Annotated in this window: 20 protein-coding genes and 1 tRNA gene; 11 read left to right on the top strand and 10 right to left on the bottom strand. The window is 70.2% G+C overall.

Going from position 1 to position 17,314, the window contains the following annotated elements; genetic code table 11:
• Positions 1 to 94: 94 nt before the first annotated feature.
• Positions 95 to 1,003: an HVO_0234 family beta-propeller protein gene (locus BM286_RS14230; protein ID WP_092923935.1), complete on the bottom strand. Its 909-nt coding sequence runs from the start codon at positions 1,001 to 1,003 to the stop codon at positions 95 to 97.
• A gap of 97 nt (positions 1,004 to 1,100) precedes the next feature.
• Between BM286_RS14230 and BM286_RS14225 the strand changes: the two genes are divergently transcribed.
• The 3 genes from BM286_RS14225 to BM286_RS14220 all read left to right on the top strand — a co-directional run bounded on the left by BM286_RS14225 (position 1,101) and on the right by BM286_RS14220 (position 3,701).
• Complete coding sequence (locus BM286_RS14225) at positions 1,101 to 2,084, top strand: nucleoside recognition protein (protein WP_092923932.1); 984 nt, start codon at positions 1,101 to 1,103, stop codon at positions 2,082 to 2,084.
• Between the two features lie 54 nt (positions 2,085 to 2,138).
• Positions 2,139 to 2,303, top strand: coding sequence for a DUF7838 family putative zinc beta-ribbon protein (locus BM286_RS15705; RefSeq protein WP_167603425.1), 165 nt, complete (start codon positions 2,139 to 2,141; stop codon positions 2,301 to 2,303).
• A gap of 111 nt (positions 2,304 to 2,414) precedes the next feature.
• On the top strand, positions 2,415 to 3,701 hold the full coding sequence (locus BM286_RS14220; RefSeq protein WP_092923929.1) for a CaiB/BaiF CoA transferase family protein: 1,287 nt from the start codon (positions 2,415 to 2,417) through the stop codon (positions 3,699 to 3,701).
• Positions 3,702 to 3,765: 64 nt separating this feature from the next.
• Here BM286_RS14220 and BM286_RS14215 read toward each other — a convergent pair whose 3' ends face one another.
• From BM286_RS14215 to BM286_RS14205, 4 genes are read right to left on the bottom strand one after another with little or no spacing between them, the layout of a single operon-like run.
• Positions 3,766 to 4,686 (bottom strand): HpcH/HpaI aldolase/citrate lyase family protein, encoded by a 921-nt coding sequence (locus tag BM286_RS14215; RefSeq protein ID WP_092923925.1) that lies wholly within the window; start codon positions 4,684 to 4,686, stop codon positions 3,766 to 3,768.
• Positions 4,686 to 5,726, bottom strand: coding sequence for an isocitrate lyase (gene aceA / locus BM286_RS14210; protein WP_092923922.1), 1,041 nt, complete (start codon positions 5,724 to 5,726; stop codon positions 4,686 to 4,688). Before aceA ends, BM286_RS14215 begins: the two co-directional genes overlap by 1 nt.
• Positions 5,727 to 5,730: 4 nt before the next feature.
• Positions 5,731 to 5,907: a hypothetical protein gene (locus tag BM286_RS15700; protein WP_158293698.1), complete on the bottom strand. Its 177-nt coding sequence runs from the start codon at positions 5,905 to 5,907 to the stop codon at positions 5,731 to 5,733.
• Positions 5,904 to 6,218, bottom strand: a complete 315-nt coding sequence (locus tag BM286_RS14205) for a hypothetical protein (RefSeq protein WP_092923919.1) — start codon at positions 6,216 to 6,218, stop codon at positions 5,904 to 5,906. Before BM286_RS14205 ends, BM286_RS15700 begins: the two co-directional genes overlap by 4 nt.
• A gap of 317 nt (positions 6,219 to 6,535) precedes the next feature.
• Between BM286_RS14205 and thiL the strand changes: the two genes are divergently transcribed.
• Positions 6,536 to 7,447, top strand: a complete 912-nt coding sequence (thiL, locus tag BM286_RS14200) for a thiamine-phosphate kinase (protein ID WP_092923915.1) — start codon at positions 6,536 to 6,538, stop codon at positions 7,445 to 7,447.
• A 310-nt stretch (positions 7,448 to 7,757) separates the two neighbouring features.
• Here the strand turns inward: thiL and BM286_RS14195 are convergent, their stop codons facing one another.
• Positions 7,758 to 8,900: a thiolase family protein gene (locus tag BM286_RS14195; protein ID WP_092923912.1), complete on the bottom strand. Its 1,143-nt coding sequence runs from the start codon at positions 8,898 to 8,900 to the stop codon at positions 7,758 to 7,760.
• A gap of 101 nt (positions 8,901 to 9,001) precedes the next feature.
• Positions 9,002 to 10,519, bottom strand: coding sequence for a 2,3-bisphosphoglycerate-independent phosphoglycerate mutase (gpmI, locus tag BM286_RS14190; RefSeq protein ID WP_092923909.1), 1,518 nt, complete (start codon positions 10,517 to 10,519; stop codon positions 9,002 to 9,004).
• 136 nt (positions 10,520 to 10,655) lie between these two features.
• Between gpmI and BM286_RS14185 the strand changes: the two genes are divergently transcribed.
• The 5 genes from BM286_RS14185 (at position 10,656) to BM286_RS14165 (ending at position 14,794) form a co-directional block, all read left to right on the top strand.
• Positions 10,656 to 11,315, top strand: coding sequence for an ArsR/SmtB family transcription factor (locus tag BM286_RS14185; RefSeq protein ID WP_092923906.1), 660 nt, complete (start codon positions 10,656 to 10,658; stop codon positions 11,313 to 11,315).
• A gap of 163 nt (positions 11,316 to 11,478) precedes the next feature.
• Entirely contained in the window at positions 11,479 to 12,399 is a 921-nt protein-coding gene (locus BM286_RS14180) for a DMT family transporter (RefSeq protein ID WP_092923903.1), read from the top strand.
• A gap of 79 nt (positions 12,400 to 12,478) precedes the next feature.
• Positions 12,479 to 13,411 carry an alpha/beta hydrolase gene (locus tag BM286_RS14175; RefSeq protein ID WP_092923900.1) on the top strand — a complete coding sequence of 311 codons (933 nt, stop codon included), beginning with the start codon at positions 12,479 to 12,481 and terminating at the stop codon, positions 13,409 to 13,411.
• A gap of 75 nt (positions 13,412 to 13,486) precedes the next feature.
• The gene (locus BM286_RS14170; RefSeq protein WP_092923897.1) at positions 13,487 to 14,080 is read left to right on the top strand and encodes a GNAT family N-acetyltransferase; all 594 of its coding nucleotides are present in this window, start codon (positions 13,487 to 13,489) and stop codon (positions 14,078 to 14,080) included.
• 111 nt (positions 14,081 to 14,191) lie between these two features.
• Positions 14,192 to 14,794: a transporter gene (locus BM286_RS14165; RefSeq protein ID WP_092923894.1), complete on the top strand. Its 603-nt coding sequence runs from the start codon at positions 14,192 to 14,194 to the stop codon at positions 14,792 to 14,794.
• Positions 14,795 to 14,832: 38 nt separating this feature from the next.
• Here BM286_RS14165 and BM286_RS14160 read toward each other — a convergent pair whose 3' ends face one another.
• Both BM286_RS14160 and BM286_RS14155 read right to left on the bottom strand, forming a co-directional pair.
• Complete coding sequence (locus BM286_RS14160; protein ID WP_092923891.1) at positions 14,833 to 15,285, bottom strand: RNA-binding domain-containing protein; 453 nt, start codon at positions 15,283 to 15,285, stop codon at positions 14,833 to 14,835.
• A complete protein-coding gene (locus tag BM286_RS14155) occupies positions 15,282 to 15,926 on the bottom strand; it encodes an AAA family ATPase (protein WP_092923888.1) in 645 nt (214 codons plus the stop codon). The genes BM286_RS14160 and BM286_RS14155 overlap by 4 nt, the downstream gene beginning before the upstream one ends.
• Before the next feature lie 100 nt (positions 15,927 to 16,026).
• Here BM286_RS14155 and BM286_RS14150 point away from each other — a divergent pair.
• Both BM286_RS14150 and BM286_RS14145 read left to right on the top strand, forming a co-directional pair.
• Positions 16,027 to 16,101, top strand: a tRNA-Arg gene (locus BM286_RS14150).
• Between the two features lie 213 nt (positions 16,102 to 16,314).
• On the top strand, positions 16,315 to 16,752 hold the full coding sequence (locus tag BM286_RS14145; protein WP_092923885.1) for a type I restriction enzyme HsdR N-terminal domain-containing protein: 438 nt from the start codon (positions 16,315 to 16,317) through the stop codon (positions 16,750 to 16,752).
• A gap of 18 nt (positions 16,753 to 16,770) precedes the next feature.
• Here the strand turns inward: BM286_RS14145 and BM286_RS14140 are convergent.
• A partial coding sequence (locus BM286_RS14140; RefSeq protein WP_092923882.1) for an IS5-like element ISHla3 family transposase occupies positions 16,771 to 17,314 on the bottom strand: 544 nt, incomplete at its 5' end.

Genomic DNA, 17,314 nt, shown 5'->3' with positions numbered 1-17,314 from the left:
GGACCGCAGCGAGCGTGCGCCCGCCTCGCGGCCGGGGCTTCGGCGGTGTTCGCCGCGCCGGCAGCAACGGAGAGACGCCGAGCGATCCCGCGTCTCACTCGTCTTCTTCCACGTCCGCGAGCGCCACGCCTGCCACCTCGCGGACGCCGACCACCTGGTGGCGCCAGCCGTCTCCCGCATCCACGCAGAGCGTCCCGACCCCCGTAACCACCACGGACACGCCGGGGCCGTACCCGAGCGCGACGACCGTCTCGTCCACGGGCAGGTCCGCGACCGCCCACGTCTCGTCGTCCCACTCGCCCGCACCCGAGTGAACCAACAGATCGCCGTCGACGACCGCCATCGCGTGACCGTCGCCGTCGGCCGCGACCGCGTCCGCGGCGCCCTCGCGAGCCGTCATCCAGCCGTTGCCGAGCCAGTAGAGCCCCGCACCGGTCGCCGCGAGGGGCGTCCCGGACCCGGCCGCGTCGCGCGCGTCGTCGAGGCCGACGTCCGTGAGTCCGTCCTCGCCCACCCGGTACACCCCCTCCGCGCCCGCGACGAGCGCGCCGTCGACCGCGCGGGGCTCCGCGACGGATCCGAGGCGCGTCGTCGACGGCGCTGCCGACGGGCCGCCCTCCTCGCCCCCCTGTAACTCGACGCGCCCGACCGCGCCGTCTTCGCGGGCGACGAGGAGCGACCCGTCACGCGTCCCCGTCGCGCCCACCGCGACCGCCGGACAGTCGTCGACGAGCGCGAACTCCGGGTCGTCCCCGACCGCGGCGACGGCGAGTCCGTCGGGCGTGGCCGCGGCGACGAGGTCGGCGGCCCCGTCGCCGCGCGAGAGGACCGCGACGTCGCGGGCGGGGTCGCGGGCGACCATGTCGAACGCGCCGACCTTGTCGGCCGACAGCGAGACGCGGACGACTCCGGCCCCCGTCGCGACGTAGGCGTCGGTGCGGCCGGCGCTGCCCGCGTACACGCGCTTTTCGTCTATCGAGATGTCGTCCTCGGCGGGAGCCATCGAGCGGGCGTTCTCCGCGGGGCGACATAAGCCCCGGGCGCCTGGAACGGGCGCGCGTTCCGACGGCCATTTGAGCGCCCCTCGCGTACGTCGGTTCGTGCAATCGGTCGCCGCCGACCTCGCGGCGCTGCTCGCGGACGTGGTCCCCCGGCTGGCTCGGATCACGGCGTTCATCGCGGGCGGCGTCTTCGTCGCCAACGTCGCCGTCGCGTTCGGATTGGTCCGGTACGTCGCCGGAGTCGCGGGATGGCTCACGCGGCCGGCGAACCTCCCGGACGAGGTCGGCACGGCGATCCTCACGACCGCGGCGTCGACGACCGCGGGCTACGCGACGCTCGCGGAGTACCGCGAGGCCGGGCTGCTCGACGACCGCGCGACGCTCGTCGCGGTGGTGATGAACACGTTCTTCGGCTTCGTCCAGCACGTGTTCACCTACTACGTCCCGGTGTTGATCCCGATCCTCGGGGTCACCACCGGCGCCGTCTACGTCGGCGCGCGCGCCGGCATCGCGCTGCTGATCACGGTCACGGGCGTCGTCGCCGGCGGACTGCTCCTCTCCGAGTCGAACGTCGACCGGTCCGCGCTCGACGACGTCGACGCGACCGGGCCCGAAGACGACGACCGCACCGACCGGGAGCGCGTCCGCGACGCAGCCGAGAAGTCGTGGGGGACGCTCCGCCGGATCGTCCCGCGGCTCGCGGTCGTGTACACGCTCGTCATCTGGCTCGTCACGACCTACGACGTGGCGGCGCTGACGGACGTCGCGGAGCCGATCACGAGCGTGCTCGGGCTCCCCGGCGAAGCGGTACCCGTCATCGCGGTGTTCACGCTCGACACGACCGCGGGCGCGGCGACGCTGGCCGGGACCGAAGCCGGCACCTTCACCGCCCGCACCGCGGTCGCGTCGCTGCTCATCGGGAGCATCCTCTCGTTCGCCGTCTCGACGTTCCGGCGCTCGATCCCCTTCCAGTACGGGATCTGGGGCGCGTCGTTCGGCACGAAGGTGATCGTCGTCAACACCGCGCTGAAGCTCGCCTTCATCTCCGCGACGGTCGCGCTGCTGCTCGCACCGGTGTGGTGAGTTTCCCGTACCCGAATCAGTAGGTTCAACACCGCCCCGGACCGACCGGGGCACATGGCGCTCGAAAAGGACGTGGACTGTCCCGCGTGCGGCGAGACCCGCTCGTTCTACCGGACCGCGGCGATGACCCTCCACCTCGGCGAGAAGACGAAGTGGCGCTGCCCCGACTGCGGCTACGGCTACGTCGAAATCAACGGTATCGACACCCTCTCGGCCTGAGCCGACGCTCCTTCTCTCTCGGCGGCCACGGCGCCGCAACACTCAGTAGCCCGGCGGCTGAGCCGGATCGCATGAACCGGACACGGCGACGGTCCGCGGAGGCGATCTCGCGTGGTCGGTGAAGCGCGCGATCCCGAGGGCGACGTGGGGCCGCTGGACGGGCTCACGGTGCTGGACCTCTCTCGGGTGCTCGTCGGGCCGTTCTGTACGATGCAGCTGGGCGACCTCGGCGCGGCGGTGATCAAGGTCGAACGGCCCGGTCCGGGCGACCAGACCCGGACGTGGGTCCCGCCGGCGTTCAGCAGGGGTGACGGCGGCGAGGGCGGCGGGAGCGACGACGAGGGCGCGGAGAGCGACGACGGCGCGGAGAGCGCCTACTACGTGAGCGTCAACCGCAACAAGCGCTCGATCCAGCTGGACCTGACGACCGAGGCGGGCCGCGCGGTCGCCCGCGACCTCGCCCGCGAGGCCGACGTGCTCGTCGAGAACTTCCGGGTCGGCAAGACGGAGGAGTGGGGCCTCGGCTACGGCGACCTCGCGGACGAGAACCCGGGGCTCGTTTACTGCGCCATCTCCGGCTACGGCGAGTGGGGACCCGACCGCGACGAGCCGGCCTACGACATCACGATGCAGGCCCGGGGCGGGTTCATGTCGTTCACGGGGGTCGAAGGCGGCCCGCCGGTCCGGATCGGCGTCGCGCTCGCCGACATCGGCGCCGGGATGTACGCGACGCAGGCGATCCTCGCGGCGCTGCTCGAACGCGAGCTCGGCGACGGCCGCGGCCAGAAGGTCGACGTGAGCCTGCTCGACGGCCAGGCCGCCTGGACCAGCTACATGGCGACGAACTACTTCGCCAGCGGCGAGCCGCCGGGGCGGATGGGGAGCAAGCACCCGAACATCGTCCCCTACCGCGCGTTCGAGACGGCGGACGACTACGTCGTCGTCGCCTGCTCGTCCGACCGGTTCTGGCCCCCGCTGTGCGAGGCGCTCGACCGTCCGGACCTGCTCGCGGACGAACGGTTCGAGGAGAACGAGGGGCGCGTCCGGAACCGGGAGGAGCTGGACCGCGAGCTCGAGGAGACCTTCGCCGCGATGACGACCGACGAGGCGGTCGAGCGGCTGGCGGACCATGACGTCCCCGCGAGCCGCGTCCGCGACGTGAGCGAGGTGTTCGCCGACCCCCAGATCGAGGCGCGCGGGATGCTCGAAGCGGCCGAGCACCCGACCGCCGGCACGGTACGGTTCCCCGGCTCCCCGATGCACCTCTCGCGGACGCCGACGACGGTCCGCCGTCACCCGCCCGCGCTCGGCGAACACACGGAGTCGGTCCTCCGCGAGTACGGCTACGGCGACGACGACATCGACGAACTCCGTGAACGCGGCGCGATCTCGGAGTAGAACCGGGCACGAAATAAAAGGAGATGCCCACAGGGAATCGAGCGCGGGGCGGCGCGAGGTGACCTTACAGGATCCCCGCCTGCTCGGCGCGCGCGACGATGCCGCGGGCCATCTTGTCTGTCGCCTCGTCGACCATCTCGCCGTCGACCGAGACGGCGCCCTTGCCCTGCTCTTTCGCCTCCGCGTAGGCGTCGACGATCCGACGGGCCTTCTCGGCCTCCTCGGGCGAGGGCGCGAACGTCTCGTTGGCGGGCTCGATCTGGCTCGGGTGGATCGCCCACTTGCCGTCACAGCCCAGCTGGCTCGCCCACCGACAGGAGTCGCGGAACCCCGCCGCGTCCTCGATCTCGGCGTACGGGCCGTCGATCACCTGTAGCCCCTGCGCCTTCGCCGCGTGCGCGATGCGCGCGAGCTGGTAGTGCCAGTAGTGGCCGGGGTAGCCGCCGCCGGAGCCGATGGTGAGCCCCGCGGCGCCGACGTTCGCGGTGTAGTCGCCGGGACCGAACACGAGCGACTCCAGGCGGTCGCTCGCGCGGGCGATGTCGGCGACCTTCGTCATCGCCTCGGGCGACTCGATCTGCGCCTGGAGGCCGATGCCTCCGATCGGGAGGTCGTTGTTCGCCTCGACCTGCGTCAGGAGGTTGTCGACGGTCGCGACCGTCTCCGGATTGTTCGCCATCGGCACCATGATCGTGTCGAGGTGCTCGCCGGCGCGCCCGACGACCTCGATCACGTCGTCGTAGAACCACCGGGTGTCGACGCCGTTCATCCGGTAGCACGGCCGGGTGTCGGACCAGTCGTACTCGATCAGCCCCTCGATGACGTTCTCGCGGGCGTCGACCTTCGCCGCGGGCGCGACGGAGTCCTCCAGGTCGAGGAACGCCTCGTCGGCCCCGGAGTCGGGCGCTCGTTCGATCATCTCCGGGTCGGATCCCGGCGTCGCGAGCTGGCTCCGTCGGAGCGTGACGTCGTCCGGTCCGCCCATCAGTCGTCGCCCTCCGAGGCCGTGATCGGGTCGTTCTCCTCCTCGGTGAAGCCGGCCGACTCCTCCTGCCGCTTGCGCGCCTCGGGGTCGAACTCTGCCTCGACCTCCTGGTAGCGCGGGACGAAGGAGAGCTCGTGGTGGCTCTCGGTCTCGTGGCCGATGTACCGCTCCTCGAGGTCGAACTGCGCCTGTTCGTCGTTCTCGGCGATGTTCGAGAGGTCCTCGTAGACGGCGTGCGCGCCCGAGTGGAGCCCGTACAGCGTGATGAAGATGTACTGGTAGCCCAGGTCGCCCAGCTCCTCGAAGGTGAGCGGGTCCTCCTGGGCGCCCCACTCGAACGAGGAGGAGTAGTTGAAGGCTAAGTCGAGGTCGGGGTGCGTCTCGTGGATCGTCTCGGCGTACTCGACCGCGTCCTCGCGAGACGGGTCGGGCATCTCCGGCCAGACGAGGTCGACCCCGGCGTCGGCGTAGATCCGGCCGCGTTCGAGGTGCTCCTCCCAGTCGCCGTTGGCGGAGCCGTACGCGTCGGTGCGGGCGATGATCACCGTGTCCTCGCTCTGCTTGGCGTCGACCGCGGCCTCGAAGCGCGACCGCGCCTGCTCGCGGGAGACGATCTGTTTGCCCGCGATGTGGCCGCAGCGCTTCGGCGAGGTCTGGTCCTCGATGTGGACGGCGGCGACGCCGGCCTTCTCGTACTCGCGGACCGCGCGGCGGACGTTGTGGACGCCGCCGTAGCCGGTGTCGCAGTCCGCGATGACGGGGAGGTTCGTCGCCTCGACCATGCGCTTCGCGTTCTCGACCATCTCGCTCATCGTCACCATCTCCAGGTCGGGGAAGCCGAACTGGCCGAGGACGGTCGAGTAGCCGCTCATGTAGGCCGCGTCGAGGCCGGCCATCTCCGCGAGGCGGGCGTCGAGCGCGTGGTAGATCCCCGGCGCGAACGTGTACTCCTGCTCGTCGAACAGCTCGCGGAGCCGCCGGCCGGCCGGGTTGTCGATGTCTCTGTCGAAGACGTCGTCGTCGAGTTCGTTGGGATTCATCGGGTTACTGCGTGGCGGCGTCGTCTGCGGTCTGGTTGGGCGCGGTCCGGTTCGGCGCAGTCTGTTCCGGCGCGGTCCGGTTCGACGCGGTGGTGCGCCTCGTCGGCGCGAACGCCGTGGCGTCCGGTCGCGGGCCGTCGCCGGCCGGCGCCAGCGGGACGGCGCGGCGGAACGAACTCATCGCGACCCCCCGTCCGTCCGCGTCCGCGAGGCGGGACGCATGTCGGGGACGAGCGGCGCGTCGCGCTCGCCGTCCGTCGGCGGGCGCGTTCGGGAGCGGGTCTCGGTCCGCGGTGACGAGCCGGGCGACCGCGTCCCCGCGGCTCGGCGGGTGGCGATCGGCGGAACCAGCGGCGCGCCCGCCTCCTCGGTGGGCGGGATGCGGCCGGGGATCCGTTCGGGAGAAGTCGTCGTGTCCGACTCCGTGCGTCGGTCGGTCGTGCTGTCGGTGCGTCGGGTCGTGTCTTCGCTCGTGTCGTTAGGTGTCGTCATCGGGTCGTGTGGGCGGTTGCGGCGGTCGTCTGGTGATCGAGTCCGTGCGTCGGGTCGCTGCGTGTCCGTGTACGGATACTGCCATTGCGACTGGGACGATTCGGCGGGTAGTAATAAACATAATGATTGATAATGATAATATTCGTTATGTTGTTTTACCCGTTTAAATGTTCCATGACAACACGCGACACGGAACGGACGAATCGGAGGACGCGACCCGGGCGCAACTCCGAGGTGACCCCGCTAACTCCGAGGCGACCCGGCCTCGCCCGCCCGGACCGATCGCTTATTGGCCTCGCCGCGCGGAGCGTGGGGTAGTGAACGAACGCGACGCGCTCCGGGCCATCGCGGCCGACCTCCCGCACGCGGGCGACGACGCCGCCGTCGTCGACGGGACGGTCATCACGACGGACATGCTCCACGAGCGGACCGACTTCCCGCCCGGGACGACGCGGTACACCGCCGGCTGGCGCGCGGTCGGCGCCTCGCTGTCGGACGTGGCCGCCATGGGTGCGACGGCGCGCGCGGCGGTCGCCGTCTACGCCGACGAGGCGTTCGACCCGGACGAGCTCGACGCGTTCGTCGCGGGCGCGGTCGACGTCTGCGAGGCGGTCGGCGCCGAGTACGTCGGCGGCGACCTCGACGAACACGTGGAGTTCACGACCGCGACCACCGCCGTCGGGGACGTGACTGAGGCCGGGAGCGTCACCCGCGACGGGGCGCGGCCGGGCGACGCGCTCTGCGTGACCGGCGAGTGGGGGCGGTCGGCGGCGGCGCTGCGGCTGTTCGAGCGCGGCGACGACGAGGCGGTCGAGCGCGCCAACGAGCTGTTCCGGTTCACGCCGCGCGTGGCCGACGGGCTGGCGCTGGCGGGGACGGCGACCGCAATGATGGACTCCTCGGACGGGCTGGCGCGGTCGTGTCACCAGCTCGCCGAGGCGAGCGCGGTCGGGATCGAGCTGGAGCGGGACGCGGTTCCGGCCCATCCCGCAGTCGAGGAGGTCGCGGAGGGGTCGGCGGAGCGGTTCGAGCTCGCGGCGCACTTCGGCGAGGACTTCGAGTTGGTCTGTGCGGTGCCGGAAGACGAGGTTGATGAGGTCGAAGCGGCGTGTCCGGCCGGCTTGACCCAGATCGGGACGGTAACCGAAGCGCCCGAGGAGGAGTCGTCGCGCGTCGTCGCCGACGGCGACCCGCTCCCCGACCGCGGCTTCACGCACGGCGACGAGTAAGCGATCGACGACGGCAACGCGATGGACACGAACACCGCCGAAGCCCCGGCCGGGAGGCGGGCGCACGCTCGCTGCGGTCCTCAGTCACTCGCTCCGCTCGTTCCTTGCGGTCCTTGCGTCGCCTGCGCCCGCCTCCCGGCCGCCCCTTCGAGTCCCGCCCCGCCCCGCACAGCCACGCACCTCACGCCTCCCCAGCCTCGTCAGTCGCCGTCGCTTCGCTCCGGCGACTGACTCCCTCGCGGGCTGGCTCGCGGCCGCCGGGGGCGGCCGCTCGCAGGCGCGCCGCGGCGAAAATCCGTCTCGCGGCTGTCTATCGCAGGAACTCGATCGCGGCGCCCTGGCCGAAGCCGACGCAGAGCGTCGCGAGGCCGCGCTCGGCGTCGCGCTTCTGCATCTCGTGGAGGAGCGTGACGGGGAGGCGCGCGCCGGAGGCGCCGAGCGGGTGACCGAGCGCGATGGCGCCGCCGTTGACGTTGTAGATCTCCTCGTCGACGCCGAGTTCGCGCCGCGCGTACTCGCACTGGGAGGCGAACGCCTCGTTCAGCTCGACGAGGTCGTAGTCGTCGATCTCGGTGCCGGCGCGGTCGAGGAGGCCGCGGGTGGCGGGCACCGGGCCGATCCCCATCACCGTGGGGTCGACGCCGGCGACCGCGTTCGTGCCGACCTCCGCGAGCACGTCGAGCCCGTGTTCGTCGGCGAACGCCTTGCTCGTCACGACCGTCAGCGACGCGCCGTCGGAGATCTGCGAGGAGTTCCCGGCGGTGACAGTGCCGTCGCCGGTGAACGCGGGCGAGAGGCCGGCGAGCTTCTCGGCGGTCGTGTCCGGGCGGATCCCCTCGTCTTCCTCGACCAGGCCGTCGTCGGTCTCGACGGGGACGATCTCGTCGTCGAACCGGCCCGACTCGGTCGCCTCGGCCGCGCGCCGGTGGCTCCGGGCGGCGTACTCGTCTTGCGCCTCGCGGCTCACGTCGTACTCCTCGGCCACCTTCTCGGCGGTCATCCCCATCTGCAGCTGGAAGACGTTGTACGTCTCCGAGAGCTCGGGGTGGAGGTGCTGGTAGGAGTCGCCGTCCATCGGGACGCGGCTCATGTTCTCGACGCCGCCCGCGATGATACAGTCGCGGTTCCCCGCGGCGATCGCGTCCGACGCCGAGATGACCGCCTGCATCGAGGAGGCGCACCAGCGGTTGATCGTGGTGGCGGGCACCGACTCGCCCAGCTCCGACAGGAGGGCGATAACGCGCGCGACGTTGTTGTCCTGCTCGGTGCGCTGCTGCGCGACGCCCCACATCAGGTCGTCGACGTCGTCGCTCGACAGCCCCGTCTCGTCGAGCGCGTGGTCGATGAGCGTCGTCGAGAGGTCCTCGCTGCGAACGTCCGCGTAGACGCCGCCGTCTTTCCCCTGCGGCGTTCGGTAGGCGGCCGCGATCACCGGCGTGGTCTCGTCTGTCATGAACGATCACAGACGGGACCGCGTATTAAAACGCCGTGGAACGGGCGGGAATCTATCCCGAGTTTATCGTTTATTCGGCTGCGGTCGCGGGCGCCGCCGGGTCACTCCGTGAGCAAGCTCTCGCCCGTCATCTCCGCGGGCCGGTCGCGCTCCATCAGGTCGAGCAGGGTCGGAGCGATGTCGCACAGCGAGCCCCCCTCGCGGACCGCGTGCCCGCCGTCGTCGCCGTCGGGCGTCAGGTAGACGAACGGCACCGGGTTGTACGTGTGAGCGGTGTGGGGGTCGTCGGGGGTGCCCATGTCGTCGGCGTTGCCGTGGTCGGCGGTGACGACGGCGTGGGCGCCGGCGTCGGCGATCGCGTCGAGCAGCCGGTCGAGCTGTCCGTCGACGGCCTCGACGGCCTCGACGGCGGCGTCGAAGTCGCCGGTGTGGCCCACCATGTCGGGGTTCGCGTAGTTCAACACGAGCAGGTCGGGGTCGTCCGAGGCGATCGTCTCGACGGCCTCGTCGGTCACCTCGGACGCGGACATCTCGGGCTGGAGGTCGTAGGTGGGGACGTCCGGGCTCTCGACGATGGTGCGGATCTCGCCGGGGAACTCGACCTCGCGGCCGCCGTTGAGGAAGTAGGTGACGTGGGGGTACTTCTCCGACTCCGCGATCCGGAGCTGGGTACCGTCTGCGTCCGCGACGACCTCGCCGATCGTGTTCGCGGGGATCTCCGGCGGGAACGCGACCGGGAACTCGAACGTCTCGTCGTACTCGGTCATCGTCGTCAGGCGGATCTCGGGCTGGTCGAGGTCGAAGCCCCACTCGGGCCGGGTGTCGGTGAGCATCCGGACCAGCTGCCGGGCGCGGTCCGCGCGGAAGTTGAAGAATATCACCGCGTCCCCGTCGTCGAGGGCGGGCTCGCCGGCGACGAGCGTCGGTTCGACGAACTCGTCGGTCTCGCCGCGGGCGTGCGCCTCGCGGGCGGCCGCGACCGCGCTCTCGGCCTCGTGCGGGGCCTCGCGGGCGACGATCGCGTCGTACGCCTTCCGCGTGCGCTCCCAGTTCTCGTCGCGGTCCATCGCGTGGTACCGCCCGGTAACGGTCGCGACGTGGCCCGTCCCGCGCTCGTCGGCTTTGGCGGTCACGTCCGCGAGGAACTCGTCGGCGATCTCGGGGGCCGTGTCCCGCCCGTCGGTGAACGCGTGGCTCGTCGCGGGCACGCCAGCGTCGGCCGCGGCGTCGATCAGCGCGAGCAGGTGTTCCACGTCCGAGTGGACGCCGCCGTCGGAGACGAGGCCGGTGAAGTGGACCCGGCCGCCGGTCGATCTCGCGTGGTCGAGCGCGTCTGCGATAGCGTCGTTGTCCGAGAGCGACCCCTCCGCGAGCGCGTCCGTGATCCGCGTGTACGCCTGCTTCACCACCCGTCCCGCGCCGATGTTGAGGTGGCCGACCTCGGAGTTGCCCATCTGTCCCTCGGGGAGCCCCACGCGCCGCCCGTGGACGACGAGGCGCCCGTCGGCGCCGCGCTCCGTCGCCGCGTCGAACGTCGGCGTGTCGGCCGCCTTCACGGCGTCCCGCCGGTCGTGGTCGCCGAGCCCCCAGCCGTCGAGGATCACGAGTGCCGTCTCCATACCCCAGCGTGCCGCCCGGGGGGTAACTACCCTTCGGTGGGTGCCGTCTCGCCGCTCTCCCGGCGGCCCCACTCGCTCGGCCGACCGTCGTCGCCGGAAGCCAACCTTTTATCCGCTGAACGCTAACCACACGTTAATGGACTCCGCGGTACTGCTCGATCTCCTCGGCAACGAGAACCGGCGACGCATCCTCCGGCTTCTCGCTACCAAGCCGTGCTACGTCACGGAGATCTCGGAGTACCTCGACGTGAGCCCGAAGGCGGTGATCGACCACCTGCGGAAGCTGGAGGAGGCCGGTCTCGTCGAGTCGACGACGGACGACCAGCGGCGGAAGTACTTCCGGATCGCGCGCAGCCTCCGGCTGGAGGTCAGCGTCTCGCCGTACGGCTTCGGCGCGAAGAGCGCGTACCCGGCGAAGAACAGCCTCGACATGTCCGGACGGTGTCCCCACCTCTCGATCGAGGCACCGGACGGATCGGGCGCGACCGGCGGCCTCGCGGAACTCGCGGAGGAGTTCACGCGCCTCCAGGACCTCGACCGCGAGCTCTCGCTCGCCCAGCGGTGGGTTCAGGGTCGCGTCGAGGACACCCTCGCCGAGATCGACGATCGACTCGGCGGGCAGGCAGACAGCCGCTTTTTCGCGGCCGTCATCGCCGCGGTGGTCGAGACCGACGGCACGCCCGCCGCGGTCGCCGACGAGGTCGGCGCACGGGAGTCGACGGTCGAGGGCGCGCTCCGTCGGCTCTCCGACGTGGGCGTCGTCGCCCGCGACGCCGACGGGTATCAGGTCCGCTAACGGCCCGTCACGCTGCCCGGGCTGTCACGCTGCCCGGGCTGTCACGCTCCCCGGACTGTCACGCTCCCCGGGCGTCCGTCGCACTGCGCGCCCGGCGCCGAGCCGATCCAGCGACCGCGGCCGTTTCCGGAAGCTTTTGGCTCGGCGCCGGACGAGGGCGGACGTGAGCCGTCTCAGAAACCTCTCGCTGTTTCTCGTCCTCGCCGCCGCGTGGGGCTCCGCGTTCGTCGCGATCAAGGCGGGGCTGGCGTACTTCCCGCCGGTGCTGTTCGCGGCGTTCCGGTACGACGTGGCCGGTCTGGTAATGCTCGCGTACGCGGCGTACGCCGTCGACGACCCGATCCCCCGCGGGCGCGACCAGTGGCTGGAGGTCGCTTCCGGGGCCGTGTTCATCATCGCCGCCTACCACTCGTTCCTGTTCATCGGTGAGACCGACCCCGCGGTGACCAGCGCGGTCGCGGCCGTCATCGTCAGCCTCTCGCCGCTTTTGACCACCGTCTTCGCGCGGGCCTTCCTCCCCGCGGAGCGCCTGACCGCCGTCGGCGCGCTCGGTCTCGGTATCGGACTCGTCGGCGCGGTCGTCCTCGCGAACCCGGACCCCGCGAACCTCGCCGGCGGCGGCACCGTCTCGAAGCTCCTCGTGTTGCTCGCGGCGGCGTCGTTCGCGCTCGGGTCCGTGCTCTCTCGGGCCTCCGAGGCCGATATCGCCATCGAGACGATGGAGGCGTGGGCGATGCTGCTCGGCGCCGGACTCACGCACCTGATCTCGCTCGCGCTCGGCGAGTCGGTCGCCGACGCGGCCTGGAACGCCGAGTCGCTGCTCGCCTTGGGCTACCTCTCGATCGTCGCGAGCGGGATCGGGTTCCTCATCTACTTCGACCTGCTCGACCGGCTCGGCCCGATAGAGATCAACCTCGTCTCCTACGTCGCGCCGGTGTTCGCGGCCGTCGTCGGCTGGCTCGTCCTCGATGAGGGGATCACCCCCACGACGGTCGCCGGCTTCCTGATCATCTGCGTCGGCTTCGCCCTGGTGAAACGCGACGCGATCCGGGAAGAACTGCGAGCGGCCGAGCTGGTGCGGTGAGCGTCGCGGCTGCGACCGATCGCCGCCCGCCGGCGTCCCGCCGCAACCGTCTTGTCGGCGGCCCGACGACTCCCACGACGTGAGCGCCGACCAGATCGATCCGCAGGCGAAGCGCGCAGCCGCCCGCCAGTCGCGGATCCCGCTGCCGCACGGCCGCTACAAGCTGAAACTGCTCCGGCTCCTGACCGGTCCCCTGTCGCGGCTTCAGAACCGGAATCCGCCGAGCATCGGGGCGATCGAGTCGGTGACGGTTCCGGGGCCCGCGGGCGAGTTGGACGCGCGCCTGTACCTCCCGGACGGCGACCCGCCCTATCCGACCGTCGTCTTCTTCCACGGCGGCGGGTTCGTCCTCGGGAGCGTCGAGACGCACGACTGGCTCTGCCGGCACCTGACGCGCGAGAGCGGCTGTGCGGTGCTCTCCGTCGAGTACCGCCTCGCGCCGGAGCACCCGTTCCCCGCCGCGGTCGAGGACGCGTACGCCGCCGTCGAGTGGGCGGCGGCGTCGACGGAGCGGCTCCGCGGCACCGGGGAGGTCGCGGTCGCGGGCGACTCCGCCGGCGGCAACCTCGCCGCCGTGGCGGCGCTCATGGCCGCCGAGCGCGACGGCCCCGACGTCGCCCACCAGGCGCTTCTCTACCCGGGAATCGGCGTCGACCCCGAGCAGGAGTCGGTGCGCGAACACGCCGGGGTCGTCCTCTCGCGCGAGGACATCGAGTGGTTCTCCGACTGCTACTACCGGAACGATATCCACCGCCGGAACCCGTACGCCGACCCGATCAACGCCGGCGACCTCTCCGGCGTCGCGCCCGCGACGGTCGTCACCGCCGGCTTCGATCCGCTCAGGGACGGCGGGACGGCATACGCGGAGCGGCTGGTCGCGGACGGCGTCGCGACGCGCTACGAGAACTACCCCGCGATGGTCCACGGGTTCATGACGATGCGAGAGGTCGACCGCGCCCGCGACGCGATCGCGGACGTGGGCGCCGACCTCGCCGACGCGCTCGACGGCTGAACGCGCCGGTCGGACCGTGGAAACGGATCCCAGACCGCCGGTAGAGTTTATCCGTCCGCCGCCGTCGGCACCGGTGTGTTCCCCGAGACGATCGAGACCGACCGGCTCCGGCTGGAGGCGCGGGGACCCGAGAACGTCGACCTCGACACGTGCTACCGGATCTGCTCGTCGGACCCCGGGATCGAGGCGGTGACCGAGTACGTCACGTGGGACCCCCACGAGACGAAGCAGGAGACGCTGGAGTTCCTCGAACGCGGCCGCGAGCGCTTCGAGGACGGCGAGGCGGCGAGCTACGTGATCCGGCCCCGCGGGGGGGAAGACGGCGCGGGAGAGATCGCCGGTTTCGGCGGCTTCGAGGTCGACTGGGAGCGGCGCACGGCGGTCCTCGGCACGTGGCTCCGGAAGCGGTTCTGGGGGCGCGGCTACTCCGGCGAGCGCGCCGCCGCGCTCGTCGAGGTCGCGTTCGACGACCTCGACTTAGACGTCGTCGCGGTGAGCCACCACCCCGACAACGAGCAGTCGCGGCGCGCGATCGAGAAGTACGTCGACCGGTTCGGCGGCCGGCGCGAGGGGCGGCTCCGGAATCAGTTGACCTTCGCCGACGGGAGCGTCCACGACGAGGTCCGGTACACGATCTCGCAGGACGAGTGGCGAGCGGCGACCGCGTGATCGGCGCGGGATTTTCGCCGTCTGCGGAGGTTTCACCGGCCGTTTCAGTTGAATTACCGGCGTGACTGCGACCCAACAAACACTTACCGCGTCCGAAACGATCCCGGGCGCATGTCCTCGTCACCGACAGGTGGAACGACCGCGACGACGGGTTCGAATCGGAACATCGCGCGAGAGGCGCTCGGCGGCGCGGTCGCCGGCGCCGCCGCCTACCTCCTCGGCTACCTGTCCGTCTACGTCACGCAGAGCGGCCGGATCGAGGAGGGGCTGTCCGGGCTCAACTTCCTCGCCGAGCTGTTCGGCGGCGACCCCATCTCGGCGTGGCAGGTGTCCGGCTGGATGTTCTACAACGCTCACTTCGTCGAGACCGTGTTCCCCGCGCTGTTCGGGGGCACGTCCTCGCGGAACATCCTCATGGAGGCCGAGGGCGCGGGGTTCCTGCTCGTAGTCCCGCCGCTCCTGCTGCTCGTCGCCGGCCTCGTCGCGGGGCGGGTCGCCGGCGCGGACGCCCCGCTCGACGGCGTCCGCTCGGGCGCGCTCGTCGCCGCCGGCTACCTCCCGCTCGCGCTCGTCGGCGCGTTCCTGTTCCGGTACGCGGTCGGCGACGGGAGCGTGGCCCCCGACGTCGTCACCGCCGTCCTCCTCGCCGGCGCCGTCTACCCGGCCGCCTTCGGCGCGATAGGCGGTGCGGGCTCGTCGCTGTTGGGTGACTGAATCGGAAAACCGGACGCGTTCGCGCGCCGTTCGACGCCTCAGTGCGCCTCGTCCTCGGGGTCGAACCGGTCGCCGTACTCGCGAACGGGGTCGACCGGCTGGCCCTCGTCCGTCTCGGGCGCGACGTAGTCGATGAACGACTCGACGTCCGGCTCTCGGACGCGCACCTCGACGTCGATCTCGCCCAGCTCGTCGGGCTCGCCGACCGCGAAGTTGACGACGCCCTCGAGCGCCGCCTGCTTCTTCAGCGAGAAGGCGAACCCCTCGTCGGTGCGGTTCTGCAGGAAGACGCGCCGGGCGGTGTCGAGTATCTCCTGTTCGTGGAGCACGTCGGAGAAGGCGTCGAGGCTGTGGGTCTCGGAGACGAGTCGCCCGTCCTCGTGGACCGGCTCGGCGTCGGGGAAGACGTTCGCCACCGCGTCGGTGACTCGGTCGGTCACCTCGGTGTCGTGAACCGGCGTCTCGATCCGGACGTCGACGCTGTATATCACGCGCCGTCACCTCCGGCCTCGGGCGCCTCGGCGTCGGCGGCAGGCGTCTCGGCGGCCTCGTCGTCGGAGCGGTCCGGCTCCGCCCCCTCGTCGTCGACGCCCAGCACCTGGCGGACGCGCTCGCGGAACGCCGCGAGGCTGTCGGTGTTGTCGATCTCGACGTCGGCCCGCTCTAAGGTCTCGCCGAGGCCGAGGTCGATCTCGCGCTCGTCGCGCTCGCGGAGCGCCTCCAGGTCGGAGTCGGAGTCGTCGCGGCCGCGCTCGCCCAGTCGCTCGGCCCGGAGCTCGAACGGCGCCCGGATCGCGACGAGCGTGAAGTCGTCGCCGAACGCCTCGCGGAAGCGGTCGAGTTCGACGGTCGAGCGGAGGCCGTCCACGAGGACGGTGTCGCCGCGGTCGCTCTCGGTCGCGGCCTCCCGAATCCGGGGGAGCGTCCGGGCGGCGATGGCGTCGTCGCCCTCCTCCTCGCGGAGCGCCTGCGCGATCCGGCCGTGATGCTCGGCGGGGTCGAGGTCGCGGCGGCGGCACTCGGCGCGGATCACGTCGCCCATGACGACGACGGGGATGTCCGCCGCCTCGGCCACGTTCGCCGCCTCCCCCTTCCCGCTGCCGGGGAGGCCGACGGTTCCGATAACGTTCATTACCGGCGGATACTCCGCTCGCGGACTTAGGTCTGCTGTTGGCCCGCGGGCGGCGCGAACCGCGGGCGTTTTTTAGACTCGGGGGATCAGGAGTTGATGAGGGCACATAGCTCAGCCCGGATAGAGCGTCGGACTTCTAATCCGACGGTCGTGGGTTCGAATCCCACTGTGCCCGTACAGCGAGGAGCGAAGCGAGCGAGTGCGTCTGATTTTGGTTCGAATTCCACCGTACCCGTCGCAGCAATTCATGATTAGTACCACATGATATCGTCTGAATGTGGTCTAATACTAACCCCGTGCCTCTGTGTCCGTGAAGTCGGATAATAAGCACCCCTAGCCTCATAGGAGTCAAACAAATTATAACCAGTTGGATATCAACAGTGGATTAATGCCAGCCTCAGTTGGAGACCTCCACCAAGCCTTCATCAAAGTATACGAAGAAATCCGGCAGGAAGGAAGTGAGTTTGATTTTCGGTATAGTCTCGTAGACCATCTCTTCACGGACGCCCTTGGGTGGTCTAGAACCGTAGGAGAGGGTCACGTCAATTTCGAAGATGACCAGAAGGATTTACTCTGCTTTGATGATAGTGAACCACCGTTCCCTGTCATCGTTTGTGAGACGAAACGACCGTCTCACGAGCTTGAACTCGCCGATCGAGACCAATTAGAGGGATATTTAGTTGGTGTAGGGAGCGCAGATTACGGAATTCTGACGAACGGCCATACCTTCCAACTCTACGAATATCTCAATGACGACAGAACGATACGCAAAGTTGATGGGTTTGATGTTTCCGATATAGCAGAGGTAGATACAGTGCTGTGTTGAATAGATGCTGAGTCACGGTTACAGCGGCTCACACAGTGGTTCTATGTTGGTAATGGCGAACATCAAGACGATTTCACGGAACTGCCGATACCAGCCAAGCGCTCGCACGGCATCGCCGAGCGAGCGCTTGGTTGTCGAGTAGGATGTTTCGGCCATCCACCGCTGAGAGTAGCCCTTTGCCCGGTTCAGAGCGTTTTTCGCGGCTGCGTTCGCTGACGAGCCGCGATAATGAACGAGGTAATCGATGTCGTGTGCGGCGATTTCGTACTCGGTGTGCCAGTCTTGGAAGCCGTTGTCGGCGGCGACGGACTGCAGGTCGTCCGCGTTTCGGCGGACGACCTGCGGTCCCGTCTTCGTGTCATGCTTCCACCGCGCTGTGATGTGAACGTCGAGAACAGCTAGTGATTCCACATCAGTCAATGTCGTCACTTTCAGCGTCTGTATCGTCCGTCCTGCCCGCTGGCGAAAGTACGAGGAGGCACGTCGCCGGTCGAAGAACGTGCTGTCGAGCGCAGCGTGTCCGGACTGCGGGTGCTGCTGCGCGGAAACGCGCAGCAGCGCC

Source organism: Halorubrum sodomense (assembly GCF_900111935.1).
Classification (GTDB): Archaea; Halobacteriota; Halobacteria; order Halobacteriales; family Haloferacaceae; genus Halorubrum; species Halorubrum sodomense.
This window is presented reverse-complemented; position numbering and strand designations above follow the sequence as displayed.

Coding starts and splice junctions, on each gene's coding strand:
- BM286_RS14165 (WP_092923894.1), top strand. CDS start 14,192: ATGTCCTCGTCACCGACAGGTGGAACGACCGCGACGACGGGTTCGAAT.
- BM286_RS14145 (WP_092923885.1), top strand. CDS start 16,315: ATGCCAGCCTCAGTTGGAGACCTCCACCAAGCCTTCATCAAAGTATAC.
- BM286_RS14195 (WP_092923912.1), bottom strand. CDS start 8,900: ATGACAGACGAGACCACGCCGGTGATCGCGGCCGCCTACCGAACGCCG.
- gpmI (WP_092923909.1), bottom strand. CDS start 10,519: ATGGAGACGGCACTCGTGATCCTCGACGGCTGGGGGCTCGGCGACCAC.
- aceA (WP_092923922.1), bottom strand. CDS start 5,726: ATGAATCCCAACGAACTCGACGACGACGTCTTCGACAGAGACATCGAC.
- BM286_RS14155 (WP_092923888.1), bottom strand. CDS start 15,926: ATGAACGTTATCGGAACCGTCGGCCTCCCCGGCAGCGGGAAGGGGGAG.
- BM286_RS14230 (WP_092923935.1), bottom strand. CDS start 1,003: ATGGCTCCCGCCGAGGACGACATCTCGATAGACGAAAAGCGCGTGTAC.
- BM286_RS15700 (WP_158293698.1), bottom strand. CDS start 5,907: ATGAGTTCGTTCCGCCGCGCCGTCCCGCTGGCGCCGGCCGGCGACGGC.
- BM286_RS14185 (WP_092923906.1), top strand. CDS start 10,656: ATGGACTCCGCGGTACTGCTCGATCTCCTCGGCAACGAGAACCGGCGA.
- BM286_RS14205 (WP_092923919.1), bottom strand. CDS start 6,218: ATGACGACACCTAACGACACGAGCGAAGACACGACCCGACGCACCGAC.
- BM286_RS15705 (WP_167603425.1), top strand. CDS start 2,139: ATGGCGCTCGAAAAGGACGTGGACTGTCCCGCGTGCGGCGAGACCCGC.
- BM286_RS14215 (WP_092923925.1), bottom strand. CDS start 4,686: ATGGGCGGACCGGACGACGTCACGCTCCGACGGAGCCAGCTCGCGACG.